Origin of the sequence: Serratia sp. SSNIH1, assembly GCF_002935055.1 — a bacterium.
GTDB lineage: Bacteria > Pseudomonadota > Gammaproteobacteria > Enterobacterales > Enterobacteriaceae > Serratia > Serratia nevei.
In genome coordinates, this window is the sequence record NZ_CP026383.1 from 1,917,235 (window position 1) to 1,930,152 (window position 12,918).

Below are 12,918 nucleotides of genomic sequence, written 5' to 3' on the forward strand. Positions count from 1 at the left end.
GCCATGCACGTCACATTGGTTGAGATCAACGTTAAACAAGACAAAATCGACGAATTTATCGATGTTTTCCGCGCCAATCACCTGGGGGCAATCGAAGAGCCGGGCAACCTGCGCTTCGACGTGCTGCAGGACGAACAGATTCCGACGCGGTTTTACATCTACGAAGCCTATCGCGACGAGCAGGCGGTGGCGGCGCACAAGCAGACCCCGCACTACCTGCAGTGCGTGGAGAAGCTGGAAGCGCTGATGACCGGCCCGCGCAAGAAGACCACCTTTATCGGCCTGATGCCTGAATAATCGCCGGCGTTTGCCGGTGTCCATGCGCCCGGTTTGGTTGTAACCTGCAAGCTAAAGCGAATTTTCAATGGGATAAGCGGGGCGAGGATGACATTGCGCGATCGGCTGTTGGCGCTGTTGGTGGTGGTGATCTGGGGCGTGAATTTCGTCGTGATCAAGTTCGGTTTACAGGGCATGCCACCGTTTCTGCTGGCCGGGATGCGTTTCTTGCTGGTGGCGTTGCCGGCGATCTTCTTTATCCCGCGCCCGACGATCCCGTGGAAATGGCTGCTGCTGTACGGCATGACCATGAGCTTCGCGCAGTTTGCGTTTCTGTTCGTCGCCATCAAGGTGGGCATGCCGGCGGGGCTGGCTTCGCTGGTGCTGCAGGCGCAGGTGTTCTTCACCCTGCTGTTGGGTGTCGTGCTGATGGGCGAAAAGCTGCGCGTCAACCATTTTGTCGGCATCGCTATCGCCAGCGGCGGCATGCTGGTGCTTATGCAGGCCAGCCTGCATAAGCCGGGCAGCGGCGCGGTCCCCCTGGCGGGCCTGCTGCTGACGCTGGCGGCGGCGTTTTCCTGGGCGCTGGGCAACCTGACCAACAAGAAGATCCTGGCCGGTTTCCCGCAGCGTAATATTTTATCGCTGGTGGTGTGGAGCGCGCCGATCCCGGTCGTGCCGTTCCTGGCCTGCAGCTGGCTGTTCGACGGCCCGCAGGCGGTGCTGAGCAGCCTGAGCCATGTGCAGGTCGGCACCTGGCTGGCGGTTGCCTACCTGGCGTTCGCCGCCACGCTGTTCGGTTATTCAGTGTGGGGCAGCCTGCTGGGGCGTTATGAAACCTGGCGGGTTGCGCCGCTGACGCTGCTGGTACCGCTGGTCGGGCTGTTCGCCGCCTGGCTGCTGCTGGACGAAGCGCTGTCGCCGGCGCAGTTCGGCGGCGCATTGCTGGTGCTGGCCGGCATGGCGGTCAACACCTTCGGCCTGCCGCGCCGCCGGGCGGCGATCGCGCGTTAAACCGAACAGGGCAATTCTGTTCAATACGGTGTCGGCGGCGGCCGGCATTCTGGGGCCTGTGAATACTTTCTCAGGTACCCATCATGAATATCTACCTTTCCATGGCCGCGTTTGCGCTGGCGGCCTCCATTACCCCCGGTCCGGTCAACATCGTCGCATTGAGCGCCGGGGCGCAATTCGGCTTTAGCGCGACCCAGCGCCACGTGTTCGGCGCTACGCTGGGGTTTACCCTGTTGCTGGTGCTGCTGGGATTGGGCATGCACCAGCTGCTGACCCTGTGGCCGGCGCTGACCCGCTTGATTCAGTGGGCCGGCGTGGCCTTCCTGCTGTTTATGGCCTATCGGCTGGCGTTTGACGACGGCAGATTGGGCAACGGCGCGGCGCGGGCGCCTTCCTGTTGGTACGGCGCACTGATGCAATGGCTGAACCCCAAGGCGTGGCTGGCGTCGGTGGCCAGCCTCGGCGCCTTTGTCGGCGACGGCGACATCCGGCTGCTGTGGCAGTTCGCCGGGCTCTACTTCGTGATTTGCTATACCTCGGTGGCCTGCTGGGCCTATGTCGGCGCGATGCTGCGCGGCCTCCTCAGGCAGGCGCGCAACGTTCGGCGTTTCAACCGGACGATGGCGCTGCTGTTGGCGGCCAGCGCCTGCTATCTGCTGGCGGAGGGTTTTTGATACTGCCCCGGCGTGGCGGCCAGCAGCTGCTTGAAGGTGCGCTGGAAGTGCGCCTGATCGGCAAAGCCGCTTTCGCTGGCGGCCGCGGCGATCGGCAGGCCGCTCTTCAACAGCCGATGGCCGTGCTGCACGCGGCGATTGACCAGATAGGCGTGCGGCGTCATGCCGTAGCGCTGGCGGAAGGCGCGGATCAGGTAAGAAGGGGACAGCGCGGCGGCGCGGCAAATGTCGTCCAGCGTCAGCGGCCGGGTACAGTGCGCGTCGATAAACGCCGCCGCCGCTTCCAGTCGGGTATGCGCCGGTGTCTCCGGCTGGCGGGCATCGCCCAGCCCGCGCTGCAGGGCGCTGAAATACTCCACCATGGCGATCTGTTTTTCCAGCGCGCAGCACAGCGGATCCGTCAGCAGCGCATAAAGCCGGTTCAGGCCGTGGAACAGCGCCGGATCGCGGCTGAGCGGCTGGCTGAACGGAACAAAACGGTCACCGTCGCCGCCGAGCAGCTCCTGCTGCAGCGCGCCGAGCCAGGCGAGATCGAGATAGAACATGATGTACGACCAACGGCGATCGGCGATGGGGTTGCAGGCATGCGCCTGCTGCGGGTTGATGACAACCAGATCGCCGGCGCTGACCTGCATGCGCCGCTCGCCGTTCACATAGGTGCTGACGCCGCCGGTGATGGCGCCGATGGAAAAGAATTCGTGGCTGTGCAGGCTGTAGCACACCTGGCGGCCATCCGCGATGGCGCGGGCTTCGACGAACGGCAACTGCGGATCGCGCCAGAACTGCGGCGTTTTTTCACTCATACGCTTTCCTTTTCACTGCGGCGGCATCACAGTGTTATAGCCTGAAAGTGACGAGAGGGGGAATGGCGGATGATGATTTTTAACGTATTCGGCCGTCTGCTGGGCGTGAAGCGCATCGGGGACGAATGGCGGCTGTTCCGCGTGACGCTGCCGGAGCGCAAATATGCCCCCAGCTACGATATCGTGCTGCCGGCCGATCTGCGTGAAGAGGAGATCGCCGGCTATCTGGGGGATATCTATCACGAGGCGGCGACGCCGCAGCGGCCGGACGTGTTTCGCGTCGAATAGCGCGGCGCGTTACTCTTCCGCGTTGCGCGCCATCATGCGGCGTTGATGTTCCTCGCCGGCGGCCTGGATCTCTTCCAGCACCGAGCCGACGTCGGCGCGTTTCAGGGTTTCGCTGAACCGGCCGCTGAGGACGCTGTCCGGCGTCAGGTTGCCTTCCTGATACAGCGCCCAAATCTCTTTGGCGTATTGGCTGTCGCGCAGCTCCGGCGCGAACTGGCCGTAATACTCGGCCAGATTGCCGATATCGCGCTCGAACATGCTTTTGGCGTGGTTGTTGGCGGCGGCGTCCACCACCTGCGGCAGATCGATGATCACCGGCCCGTCTTTATCCATCAGCACGTTGAATTCCGACAGATCGCCGTGCACCAGCCCGGCGCACAGCATGCGCACCGCGTAGTTCATCATCAGGGCGTGATCGGCGCGCGCCTGTTCCGGCGTCAGGATGACATCGCTCAGGCGCGGCGCCACCAGGCCTTCTTCGTCGGTGATCAGCTCCATCAGCAGCACGCCGTCCAGGCAGATATCCGGCTGCGGCACCCGCACCCCGGCCTTGGCCAGCAGATACAGCGCGTCCACTTCGGTGTTTTGCCAGGCTTCTTCCTGCTGCTGACGGCCGAATTTGGAGCCTTTGCTCATGGCGCGCGCGTCGCGGCTGTTGCGCACCTTACGCCCTTCCTGATAGTGAACGGCCTGTTTGAAGTTGCGCTTCTCGGCCTCTTTGTACACTTTGGCGCAGCGGATCTCATCGCCGCAACGCACGATAAACACATCGGCTTCTTTGCCGCTTTTCAACCGGCGGATGACGTCGTCGATTAACCCGTCATCAACCAGCGGCTGGAGTCGTTTTGGAATTTTCATGCAGCCTTGTACCCTATTTAGGCTCCGGTGTGAATGGCTTGCGCAGTTGATAGCGTAAGTTAGACCCGAAAGGCAAACATTAGTTTTGCCGCCGCGTCATCATTACGCGGCGGCGGGCGCTCACAGGCTGGCGGCCGGCACCCAGACGCTGACGCTGCCGGCGTTGACCGGGAAATGGGCGCTGCCCTGGTCGTCGGTGGTGATTTCCTCCTGACGGTTGCCGAGGAAATCGCGCCAGGCGGTGTGCGCCAAATCGGTGCCCAGTGCGACGGTCTTGCCGCCCTCGCCGCCGTTGGTCAGCACCACCACGCAGCCGGGGGCCTCGGCGGTGCCGGCGCGGCTGAAGGCCACGCAGTGGCTGTCGTCGAAGTAGTCGGTTTGCGGGCCGTTGGCGAAACGCTGGCGGGCGGCGATCAGCTTCTCCAGCTCCGGGATCGCCGGCATGTCAATCTGGTACTCGCCGCCGTCGCGCCCCTTGTCGCGGTAGCTGGCGCCATACAGGTCGGGGTAAAACACGCAGGGCACGCCCTGTTCGCGCAGCAGGATCAGCGCGTAGGCCAGCGGCTTGAACCAGGGTTCTACCGGCGCTTCCAGCGATTGCAGCGGTTGGGTGTCGTGGTTGGCGACCAGCGTCACCGCGTGGGCCGGATCGGCGGCGGTCAGGGTATCGGTGAAGATTTGCGCCATGTCGAAGCCGTCGCCCTGTTTCGACGCCTGATGAAACTTCAGGTGCAGCGCCACGTCGAACAGCATCACCTTGCCGTCCACCAGCTCGATGTATTGTTGCAGCGCGCTCAGATCGTGCGACCAGTATTCGGCGACGATAAACAGGTCGCGCTGCGCGCTGCCGCGCACGTGATCCGCCCACTCTTTGAAGAACCAGGCGGGAATGTGTTTGGCGGCGTCCAGGCGGAAGCCGTCGCACGGCAGGCTTTCCAACAGCCAGCGCGCCCAGTATTTGAGCTCCTCCGTCACGGCGGCATTGCGGAACTCCACGTCGGCCCCCATCAGATAGTCGTAGTTGCCTTTTTCGTCGTCGACCTGATCGTTCCAGCCGTCGTCGCCATAGTCGTTGGCGATTTTGAACACCCCCTTGTCGTCCGGCTGCTCAACGTAATCGACGCCGCTGAAGCATGTGTAATCCCAGATGAACTCGGAATGCACGCCCTGGCGGCCGGGAAAGGTGAAGCGGGTGTAGGCCAGCGCGTCGAAGCCTTGGTCGTCGATGTCGTTGCGGTTGTTGGCGTCCACCTTGAACACGTGTACCTGTTCTTTCTCGTCTGCGCCGAGCTTGTGGTTGAACACCACGTCGTAGAGCACCCCCACGCCGTGTTCGCGCAGCGTAGTGGCGGCATGTTCGAGCGCCGCCTTGTCGCCGTATTTGGTGGCCACGCTGCCTTTCTGGTCAAATTCGCCGAGATCGAACAGATCGTATGTATCGTAGCCGACGGAGTAGCCGCCGGAAGCGCCCTTGTAGGCAGGCGGCAGCCACAGGTCGGTAATGCCCAGTTCGGCCAGGTGCGGGGCGCGCTCGGCGGCCTCCTGCCACAGTTTGCCGCCGTCGGGGTAGTACCAGTGGAAGAATTGCAGCAGGGTGGTTTTTTTCGTCATGAGCCAGCGTCCCGGTTAGCAAGAAGGAGAGGAGCCGTTAAAGCATGGGCTACTTTTGCCAAAAGGGACAATGGCGCAGGGAGGCGCGGGAAGGCAGGCGTAAATATGTAACCGACGTTGACCAGATAGCGGTTAAGTTGTTGATATCAAGTTTTCACATTTTAATTTTTATATCTTATTTTTCAAATAGATATTTGTTTTATTTTTTTATTTATCAAATTTTGATGTTTTTACTCTCATTATTATTGGTTTTTTATTTTAATTTTAAATTTAAGTTTGGATTTTAGTTTTTTAAATAACTAATTAATTGGTTTTAAATTCTAGTTAATGAAATATTTTGACATATTCAGATATCCCGTTGGTTATTCATTCGCGATTGTTTATGCGTTATCGTTATGCTCGAAATTAGGTAACACTATCAACCAATAATCCATCCAACCTAGCGTGAAGGTGGAAGAACAGGGGAGCATAACGTCGTGAACATCAGGGATTTCAGAGCATTGGCGCGCAGTTTGGTCAGAGAATTCGGCATGTTGAACAAGCAGAGCAACGGCTCGCGCTTTTCGCCGCTGCAGATCCATCTGATGATTGAAGTCAGCGAGCAGCCGCTGGGCGTCACCGAGCTGGCGGCCCGGCTTTGCATCGACAAAGCCAGCGCCAGCCGGGCGCTGCGCAGCCTGGTTGCCGCCGGTGTGATAGAAACGGTGGATCATCCGGATGACAAGCGGCACAACCTGCATCGGCTGAGTAAAAAGGGCGGCAAGGCGCTGGCCGGCATCGAGAGCGACGCCGACGGTTTTATGCAGGCGGCGCTGGCGCAGTTGGACGACGATGAGCTGGCGAGCACCACCGCGGCGATGAAAAAGATGACTGCGGCGCTGCGCAGCGCGCGCAAACAGCGCGACGCTAACCTGCGGGTGCGGCCGATTGCCGCGCGCGACGATGCGGCGATGGCGGCGATCGTTCGCGACGTGTTTCGTGAGTACGGCATGGACAAGATGGAAGGCGTCAGCCTGCACGATCCGGATCTCGATCGTCTGACCGGTCTGTATCGCGACAACGGCGGCCACTACTGGGTGCTGGAGCGTGACGGGCAGGTGGTGGGGGGGCGTCGGCATGGCGCCGCTGGCGGGCGAAGAGCCCGGCTATTGCGAGCTGCAAAAGCTGTTCTTCAAACCCGGCGCGCGTGGGCTGGGCATGGCGCGCTATATGGTGGTGCAGGCGCTGAAGGCGGCGCGGGCGGCGGGGTATCGCTACTGCTACCTGGAAACCACCGAACAGTTGAAAGAGGCGATCGGGTTGTACTACGCGCTGGGATTCACGCTGCTGACGGAACGGCGCGGCAACACCGGCCATCACGGCTGTAACGTGTGCATGCTGAAAAATCTGAAGAACGACGATATGTGAGCGGTTTCAAGGTTAGCGCCCGCGCCTTGTGCCACCCTGTTAACCGTTTGATAACAATCACAACGTTTTATCAGGGAGGAAACTATGTTGGGGGATCCGATGGCGCTGCCCGCGCTGGTCACGCTGGTGGTCATCACGCTATGGGCCAGCGCCCGCTTGCCGGAGTATTTGGTTGCGCTGCTGTTCTTCGCGGCGGTGATGGTGTTGCAGCTGGCGCCCGCCGCGGTGACCTTTTCCGGTTTCGCGTCTTCCGCATTCTGGCTGGTGCTCAGCGGTTTCGTGCTGGGCACCGCCATCCGCAGCACCGGCTTGGCGGATCGCCTGGCCAACCGGCTCTTGCCGCACCTGGCCGGCTCCTGGCTCCGCCTGGTGGGCGGGGTGGTGGCGATAAGCTACGCGCTGGCGTTTGTCATGCCTTCCAACATGGGGCGCATTACGCTGCTGATGCCGATCGTCATGGCGTTGGCCGATCGCGCCGGTCTGGCTGAGGGCACGCGCGGCCGCATCGGTTTGGCACTGGCGGTGGGGTTCGGCACCTTCCAGCTCTCCGCCAGCATCCTGCCGGCCAACGTGCCCAACCTGGTGATGAGCGGCGCGGCGGAAAGCGCCTACGGCAGCCACTTCGCCTATCTTTCTTACCTGCTGTTGCACGCCCCGGTGCTCGGGTTCGCCAAAGGCGCGCTGCTGACGCTGTGCATCTGCGGCCTGTTCCGTGCGCGGCCGCAGCCGGTGGCGGCCGAGGCGGCGCAAACTCCGCTCAGCGCCGCTGAATGGCGGCTGATCGCGCTGTTGGGCGCCACGGTGTTGCTGTGGATGACCGACAGCTGGCACGGCATCGCTCCCGCCTGGATAGGGTTGGCGGCGGCCTGCTTCTGCCTGTTGCCGCGTATCGGGTTTCTCAACGGCGAGCAGTTCGCCGCCGGGGTTAACGTGCGCACCTGCATCTACGTGGCGGGGATCCTGGGGTTGACCGCGCTGGTCAGCCACTCAGGGCTTGGCGATCGGCTGGGCGGTGCGCTGCTGGCGATGATGCCGGATCTGCACGGCAAACCATTCACCGCATTCGGGTCGCTGGTGGGGATCACCGCATTGCTGAATTTCGTGGTGACCGCCAACGGCGTGCCGGCGCTGTTTACCCCGCTGGCGCAGGCGTTGTCTGCGGGCAGCGGCCTGCCGCTGCTGACGGTGCTGATGACCCAGGTGATTGGTTACGCCACGCCGCTGCTGCCGTATCAGGCTTCGCCGATCGTGGTGGCGATGGGGATGGGCAAAGTGCCGGCGCGAGAAGGGTTGAAGCTGTGCCTGCTGTTGGCCGCGCTCAGCTTTGCGCTGCTGGTGCCGTTGGATTATCTGTGGTTCAGACTGCTGGGGTGGATCCCGTAAACCGACCGGCGCGTTGGCGGGCAGATAAAACAAAAGGCGGCCTGAGCCGCCCTTTTGCGCGATTGCCGGTGTGGCAATTAATTGTAGATGATCGCGGTACCGTGCAGTTTGTTGTCGCCGGTGGTTGCGATGATCTGGAAGGATTTGGCGCCGGCTGCGTCGGCTTTGGCCGCCAGTTTGTTTTCCAGGCTGCTCAGGTCGGACGCACCGCTGACGGTGACGACGCCGGCTTTTTGCAGATCGGCCGGTTGAGCGTTGACCAGTTCGGCGGCGAAGCTGCCGAAGGAGACGGAAGCCAGTGCGATGGCGGCGATGGTCATTTTCAGGTTTTTCATAGTCTTATTTCCTATCTGTGTTCTTTACAATGTTTGTTTGGTAAGGTCGTTAAATTAATTAACGATCGATAATTTAATGTTAGATGCCGGTTTGACAGATTGCAAGTATTTTTTTAATGCTCGTTAATTAATTTTTTTTACGCCCTGGCGTTGTGAGCAAATGAACAGGCAATCTGTTGGCTTAATGCGTTGTTATTGATAGATTTCTGCAGTGCCGTGCAGCTGGTTGTTACCGCCAGCGCCGATGATGCGGAAGGATTTTGCACCGGCCTGATCGGCTTTGGCTGCCAGACTGCTTTCCAGCGAGGTCAGATCGGATGCGCCGCTGACGGTGATGACGCCCACTTTCTGCTGGTCACCCGGTTGGCTCTGGACTAAATCGGCGGCGAAGCTGCCGAAGGAAAGGCTGGCCAGAGTGAGAGCTGCTAAGGTTAATTTTAAGTTTTTCATAATGTTATTTCCTTTCCGATAACGGTGAATAGAGGGTTTTAATCCGCTTCGTTAACTTATCTTAACGATCGATAACTAAATGCTAATAGGTTCTCGACGAGGGCGCAATATTTTTTTATAATGATCGTTAAGTTATTTGTGCTAACCCTGCTGTGGAGCGGGAGAGGAGAGGACGATGAGCATCAATGAAACGGTCTGCGGCAAAAAAAGCCGTGGCAGACCGAAACAATTTGATCGCGAGCGGGCGCTGGAAAGCGCGCTCGATCTGTTCTGGCGGCACGGTTATGAAGCTACCTCGCTGGCCGATCTGGTGGAAGTGACCGGCGCCAAGGCGCCAACGCTGTATGCGGAATTCGGCAACAAAGAAGGGATGTTCCGCGCGGCGGTGGAGCGCTATCTGCAGAAATATACGGTTTGCGCCAACCAAATGCTGGAGCAGGATCTGCCGGTGGCCGAGATCGTCGAAGCCTACGTGCGTTCTTCCGCCGAGATATTTACCGACCCCGACACGCCGTCAGGCTGCTTTATGGTGTGCGCCTCCGCCGCGCTGTCGTCGGCATCCGATGACGTCGCCCAGATGCTGCGCAGGAAGCATCATGCGCAGGAAGCGGCGCTGAAGGGCTGCTTCGATCGCAAGGTGCAGCAGGGCGAACTGCTGGCGAAAACCGACACCGCGCTGCTGGCGAAGTACGTGATTTGCACCATTGAAGGCATGTCGGTGCAGGCGCGCGAAGGGGCAAGCCGGAGCGATCTGCTGCGGTTGCTGGAGGCGTTGATGCTGGTGTGGCCGCGGCTCAGCCAGATTGGCAATAAGGTGTAACAACCGGCCCGGCTTTTACCGTAATGCCGCTCAGTTAATCCTGAGTGGCATTTTTTATCCAGCCTCTGGGCGTTCTGTGCAGGGGAATTGCCGTAAATGTCCTGCATTTCTCTGTGGCCAACATGAACGGCAATTGGAGGGGCCGAAGGCGCGGCCCCTGGCTCGGTCGAGGTGCGTGAGCCACATAGAGCATCTCACTTTTATCGACCGAAAATTTCACGAACGCCTGCATAAAACGCTAACTGACCAGCATTACGGCTTTTACCGGGCCGTGTAACCCATTACTGATTGACCGGGATCACCGCGCCCTGGTATTTCTCGCGGATAAAGTCCTGAATCGGTTTGGAGTGCAGTACCTTGACCAGCGCCACAATCTCCGGTTTGTTCACGTCGGCCTTGTGCACGGTGATGATGTTGGCGTACGGGTTGTTTTCGCCGCTTTCGACCGCGATCGGATCTTTGGTCGGATTCAGCCCGGCGTCGATGGCGTAGTTGGCGTTGATCACCACCGCGTCGCCTTCGTCATTGTTGTACATTTGCGGCAGCAGCGCGCCCTCAACGTTGGCCTGGAACTTCAGGTGTTTCGGGTTTTCCACCACGTCGCTGATGCGCGCGTCCACCTTGCTCACCCCCGGCTTCAGCGTGATCACGCCTTCCCGCTCAAAAATAGACAGGATGCGGCCTTCTTCTGCCACCGCGTCGCGCATGATGATTTTGCCGTTTTCCGGCAAATCCTTCAGGCTCTTGTACTTCTTCGAGTAGATGCCGATAGGCTCAATATGGATCGCGCCGGCGCTGACGAAGTCGTAGCTCTTGTCGTCGGCGTGGTCTTTCAGCACCGAGTTCAGGTAAGGCACGTGCTGGAAGTAGTTGGCGTCGATGTCGTGGCTGGCCAGCGCGGTGTTCGGCAGGATGTAGTCCTGAAAGCGCTTGATCTGCAGATCGATGCCTTCCTTCGCCAGTATCGGCTTGGCCTGTTCGAGGATCTCGGCGTGCGGCACGTTGGAGGCGCCGACCACCAGCTTGGTCGCTGCCGTGGCGCCAAAAGAGGCGAGGGTGGCGACGGAGGCGAAAGCCAACATCAGTAGGTGCTTTTTCATCATCGTTTTCCTTGGTTAATTAACGTTTATCGAGCGTTCTTGTCAGGGTGTCGCCGATGAACTGAATGACGAAAACGATCAGCAGAATCGTCAGCGTCGCCACCAGCGTCACGTCACTGTGGTTGCGTTGGAACCCTTCCAGATAGGCCAGGTTGCCCAGGCCGCCGGCGCCGATCACCCCGGCCATCGCGGTGTAGCTCACCAGCGCGATCAGGGTGACGGTGATGCCGGAAACCAGCGCCGGCGAGCTCTCCGGCAGCAATACGCGGAAAATCAGGGTGCGGTTTTTGGCGCCCATCGAGCGCGCCGCTTCGATCACCCCTTTGTCGACCTCGCGCAGCGCGATCTCTACCAGCCGGGCGTAGAACGGCGCCGCGCCGACGATCAGCGCCGGCAGGGCCGCGTCCGCGCCGAGAATGGTGCCGATCAGCGATTTGGTGAACGGGATCAGCAGCACGATCAGAATGATGAACGGAATGGAGCGGAAGACGTTGACCAGTACGGAGATCAGCGAGTAGACCGCCCGGTTCTGCCACAGCTGGCCCTTCGAGGTTAAAAACAGCAGCACGCCGAGCACGATGCCCAGCACCAGCGTGGCCAAGCCGGCGAAGCCGGTCATGTACAGCGTTTCCCAGGTGGCGTCCCACAGTTGATCCAGACGCAGGTGGGGGAACAGGGATTCAATCATGTTGGATAACCTCGACGGCGATGTCTCTTTCGTGTAGCAAGCTGAGCATGTCGGCGACTTGTTGTTCGTTGCCTTCGGCGTGGATGTACAGTTCGCCGAACGAACCGTTGAGGGTGTGGCTGATCTTGCCGTGCAGAATGTTGATGGTCAGGGCGTAGCGCCGGATCACTTCGGCGATCACCGCCTGGTGAGTTTGCACGCCCACGAAGGTCAGCTTGAAAATCGCCCCCGGCAGATGGGCGGTGAGCAGCGGGTTGAAGCTCTCTTCGGTATCCGCATACTGCGACACTTGTTTGACGAACTGCCGGGTGATCGGTTGCTGTGGCCGGGTGAACACGTCGAGCACCGGGCCTTCTTCGACGATGCGGCCGTTTTCCATCACCGCTACGCGGTGGCAGATTTTGCGCACCACGTGCATCTCGTGGGTGATCAGCACGATGGTCAATTTCAGCTGGCGGTTGATGTCCAGCAGCAGGTCGAGAATGGCGTCGGTGGTCTGCGGATCGAGCGCCGAGGTGGCCTCGTCGCACAGCAGCACGCTCGGGTTATTGGCCAGCGCGCGGGCGATGCCGACGCGCTGTTTCTGGCCGCCGCTGAGCTGCGACGGGTAGGCGTCTTCGCGCCCCTGCAGGCCGACCAGCGCGATCAGTTCCGCCACGCGCGGCGCAATCTGCGCCTTGGGCACGCCGGCGATCTGCATGGAAAAAGCGATGTTTTGGCTGACGGTGCGCGACCACAGCAGGTTGAAGTGCTGAAACACCATGCTGATTTTCAGGCGCGCCTGGCGCAGGTGGCTGCCTTTGGCGCGGGCGATATCGAAGCCGCCTACGTCAATGCGGCCGCTGGTGGGCGTCTCCAGGCCGTTAAGCAGGCGGATGAGCGTGCTTTTGCCGGCGCCGCTGTAGCCGATGATGCCGTAAATTTGCCCGGCCTCTACCGCCAGACTGACGTTGTCTACCGCCACGACGCGGCCCTGTGTGCTGTCAAAAGTTTTGCAAACGTTCGAAAGAACGATCATAGCGAAGCGGATCCTTATCGATACATCACAGCATTCCGTCCAGAGCGCGGTACGCCGGACAGGGATCGTTCGGCTTTTCTGCGGGGCACAACCCGGCGGGGAGTGGCGGACGGAATCTCTGTTGCGGGTGAATACCGGGCAATCCTACCGAGGGTTTATAGTGACAGGAAGAATGTAAATTCTATTACTTATT

At 60.3% G+C, this 12,918-nt stretch carries 15 protein-coding genes and 1 pseudogene; 8 read left to right on the forward strand and 8 right to left on the reverse strand.

Annotated features, from left to right (window positions below):
* The first annotated feature begins 3 nt into the window (after positions 1 to 3).
* The 3 genes from lsrG (at position 4) to C3F38_RS09255 (ending at position 1,964) form a co-directional block, all read left to right on the forward strand.
* The gene (gene lsrG / locus C3F38_RS09245) at positions 4 to 297 is read left to right on the forward strand and encodes a (4S)-4-hydroxy-5-phosphonooxypentane-2,3-dione isomerase (protein WP_004939559.1); all 294 of its coding nucleotides are present in this window, start codon (positions 4 to 6) and stop codon (positions 295 to 297) included.
* Between the two features lie 87 nt (positions 298 to 384).
* Positions 385 to 1,290 (forward strand): EamA family transporter, encoded by a 906-nt coding sequence (locus tag C3F38_RS09250; protein WP_038879986.1) that lies wholly within the window; start codon positions 385 to 387, stop codon positions 1,288 to 1,290.
* Positions 1,291 to 1,373: 83 nt separating this feature from the next.
* On the forward strand, positions 1,374 to 1,964 hold the full coding sequence (locus tag C3F38_RS09255; protein ID WP_038879989.1) for a LysE family translocator: 591 nt from the start codon (positions 1,374 to 1,376) through the stop codon (positions 1,962 to 1,964).
* On the opposite strand, the gene C3F38_RS09260 is transcribed toward C3F38_RS09255, so the two are convergent.
* Entirely contained in the window at positions 1,940 to 2,767 is an 828-nt protein-coding gene (locus C3F38_RS09260) for an AraC family transcriptional regulator (protein WP_038879991.1), read from the reverse strand. The two genes, C3F38_RS09255 and C3F38_RS09260, sit on opposite strands and share 25 nt — an antisense overlap.
* Positions 2,768 to 2,836: 69 nt before the next feature.
* Between C3F38_RS09260 and C3F38_RS09265 the strand changes: the two genes are divergently transcribed.
* Entirely contained in the window at positions 2,837 to 3,055 is a 219-nt protein-coding gene (locus tag C3F38_RS09265; RefSeq protein WP_038879994.1) for a hypothetical protein, read from the forward strand.
* A gap of 9 nt (positions 3,056 to 3,064) precedes the next feature.
* Here C3F38_RS09265 and C3F38_RS09270 read toward each other — a convergent pair whose 3' ends face one another.
* The gene (locus tag C3F38_RS09270) at positions 3,065 to 3,913 is read right to left on the reverse strand and encodes a PA4780 family RIO1-like protein kinase (protein ID WP_033637570.1); all 849 of its coding nucleotides are present in this window, start codon (positions 3,911 to 3,913) and stop codon (positions 3,065 to 3,067) included.
* 120 nt (positions 3,914 to 4,033) lie between these two features.
* Positions 4,034 to 5,524 (reverse strand): alpha-amylase, encoded by a 1,491-nt coding sequence (gene amyA / locus C3F38_RS09275; protein ID WP_055316034.1) that lies wholly within the window; start codon positions 5,522 to 5,524, stop codon positions 4,034 to 4,036.
* Positions 5,525 to 6,108: 584 nt separating this feature from the next.
* Between amyA and C3F38_RS26540 the strand changes: the two are divergent.
* The 3 genes and pseudogenes from C3F38_RS26540 to C3F38_RS09290 form a co-directional block, all read left to right on the forward strand.
* A pseudogene (locus tag C3F38_RS26540) lies at positions 6,109 to 6,222 on the forward strand (helix-turn-helix domain-containing protein); the annotation flags it as partial.
* A gap of 388 nt (positions 6,223 to 6,610) precedes the next feature.
* Positions 6,611 to 6,931, forward strand: coding sequence for a GNAT family N-acetyltransferase (locus C3F38_RS26545; protein WP_233790568.1), 321 nt, complete (start codon positions 6,611 to 6,613; stop codon positions 6,929 to 6,931).
* An 84-nt stretch (positions 6,932 to 7,015) separates the two neighbouring features.
* Positions 7,016 to 8,314, forward strand: a complete 1,299-nt coding sequence (locus C3F38_RS09290; protein ID WP_038880007.1) for an SLC13 family permease — start codon at positions 7,016 to 7,018, stop codon at positions 8,312 to 8,314.
* 77 nt (positions 8,315 to 8,391) lie between these two features.
* Here C3F38_RS09290 and C3F38_RS09295 read toward each other — a convergent pair whose 3' ends face one another.
* Both C3F38_RS09295 and C3F38_RS09300 read right to left on the reverse strand, forming a co-directional pair.
* A complete protein-coding gene (locus tag C3F38_RS09295; RefSeq protein WP_004939517.1) occupies positions 8,392 to 8,649 on the reverse strand; it encodes a YdgH/BhsA/McbA-like domain containing protein in 258 nt (85 codons plus the stop codon).
* A gap of 192 nt (positions 8,650 to 8,841) precedes the next feature.
* The gene (locus C3F38_RS09300; RefSeq protein ID WP_038880010.1) at positions 8,842 to 9,099 is read right to left on the reverse strand and encodes a DUF1471 domain-containing protein; all 258 of its coding nucleotides are present in this window, start codon (positions 9,097 to 9,099) and stop codon (positions 8,842 to 8,844) included.
* Positions 9,100 to 9,274: 175 nt separating this feature from the next.
* Here C3F38_RS09300 and C3F38_RS09305 point away from each other — a divergent pair, with 175 nt between their 5' ends.
* Positions 9,275 to 9,919 carry a TetR/AcrR family transcriptional regulator gene (locus C3F38_RS09305; protein ID WP_055316035.1) on the forward strand — a complete coding sequence of 215 codons (645 nt, stop codon included), beginning with the start codon at positions 9,275 to 9,277 and terminating at the stop codon, positions 9,917 to 9,919.
* A gap of 281 nt (positions 9,920 to 10,200) precedes the next feature.
* Here C3F38_RS09305 and C3F38_RS09310 read toward each other — a convergent pair whose 3' ends face one another.
* Genes C3F38_RS09310 through C3F38_RS09320 form a run of 3 tightly spaced genes read right to left on the reverse strand, consistent with a single transcriptional unit; the run spans position 10,201 to position 12,725 of the window.
* Positions 10,201 to 11,019, reverse strand: a complete 819-nt coding sequence (locus tag C3F38_RS09310; protein WP_047728309.1) for a MetQ/NlpA family ABC transporter substrate-binding protein — start codon at positions 11,017 to 11,019, stop codon at positions 10,201 to 10,203.
* A 19-nt stretch (positions 11,020 to 11,038) separates the two neighbouring features.
* The gene (locus C3F38_RS09315) at positions 11,039 to 11,707 is read right to left on the reverse strand and encodes a methionine ABC transporter permease (protein WP_038880060.1); all 669 of its coding nucleotides are present in this window, start codon (positions 11,705 to 11,707) and stop codon (positions 11,039 to 11,041) included.
* A complete protein-coding gene (locus C3F38_RS09320) occupies positions 11,700 to 12,725 on the reverse strand; it encodes a methionine ABC transporter ATP-binding protein (protein WP_041034030.1) in 1,026 nt (341 codons plus the stop codon). Before C3F38_RS09320 ends, C3F38_RS09315 begins: the two co-directional genes overlap by 8 nt.
* Between the last annotated feature and the right edge of the window lie 193 nt (positions 12,726 to 12,918).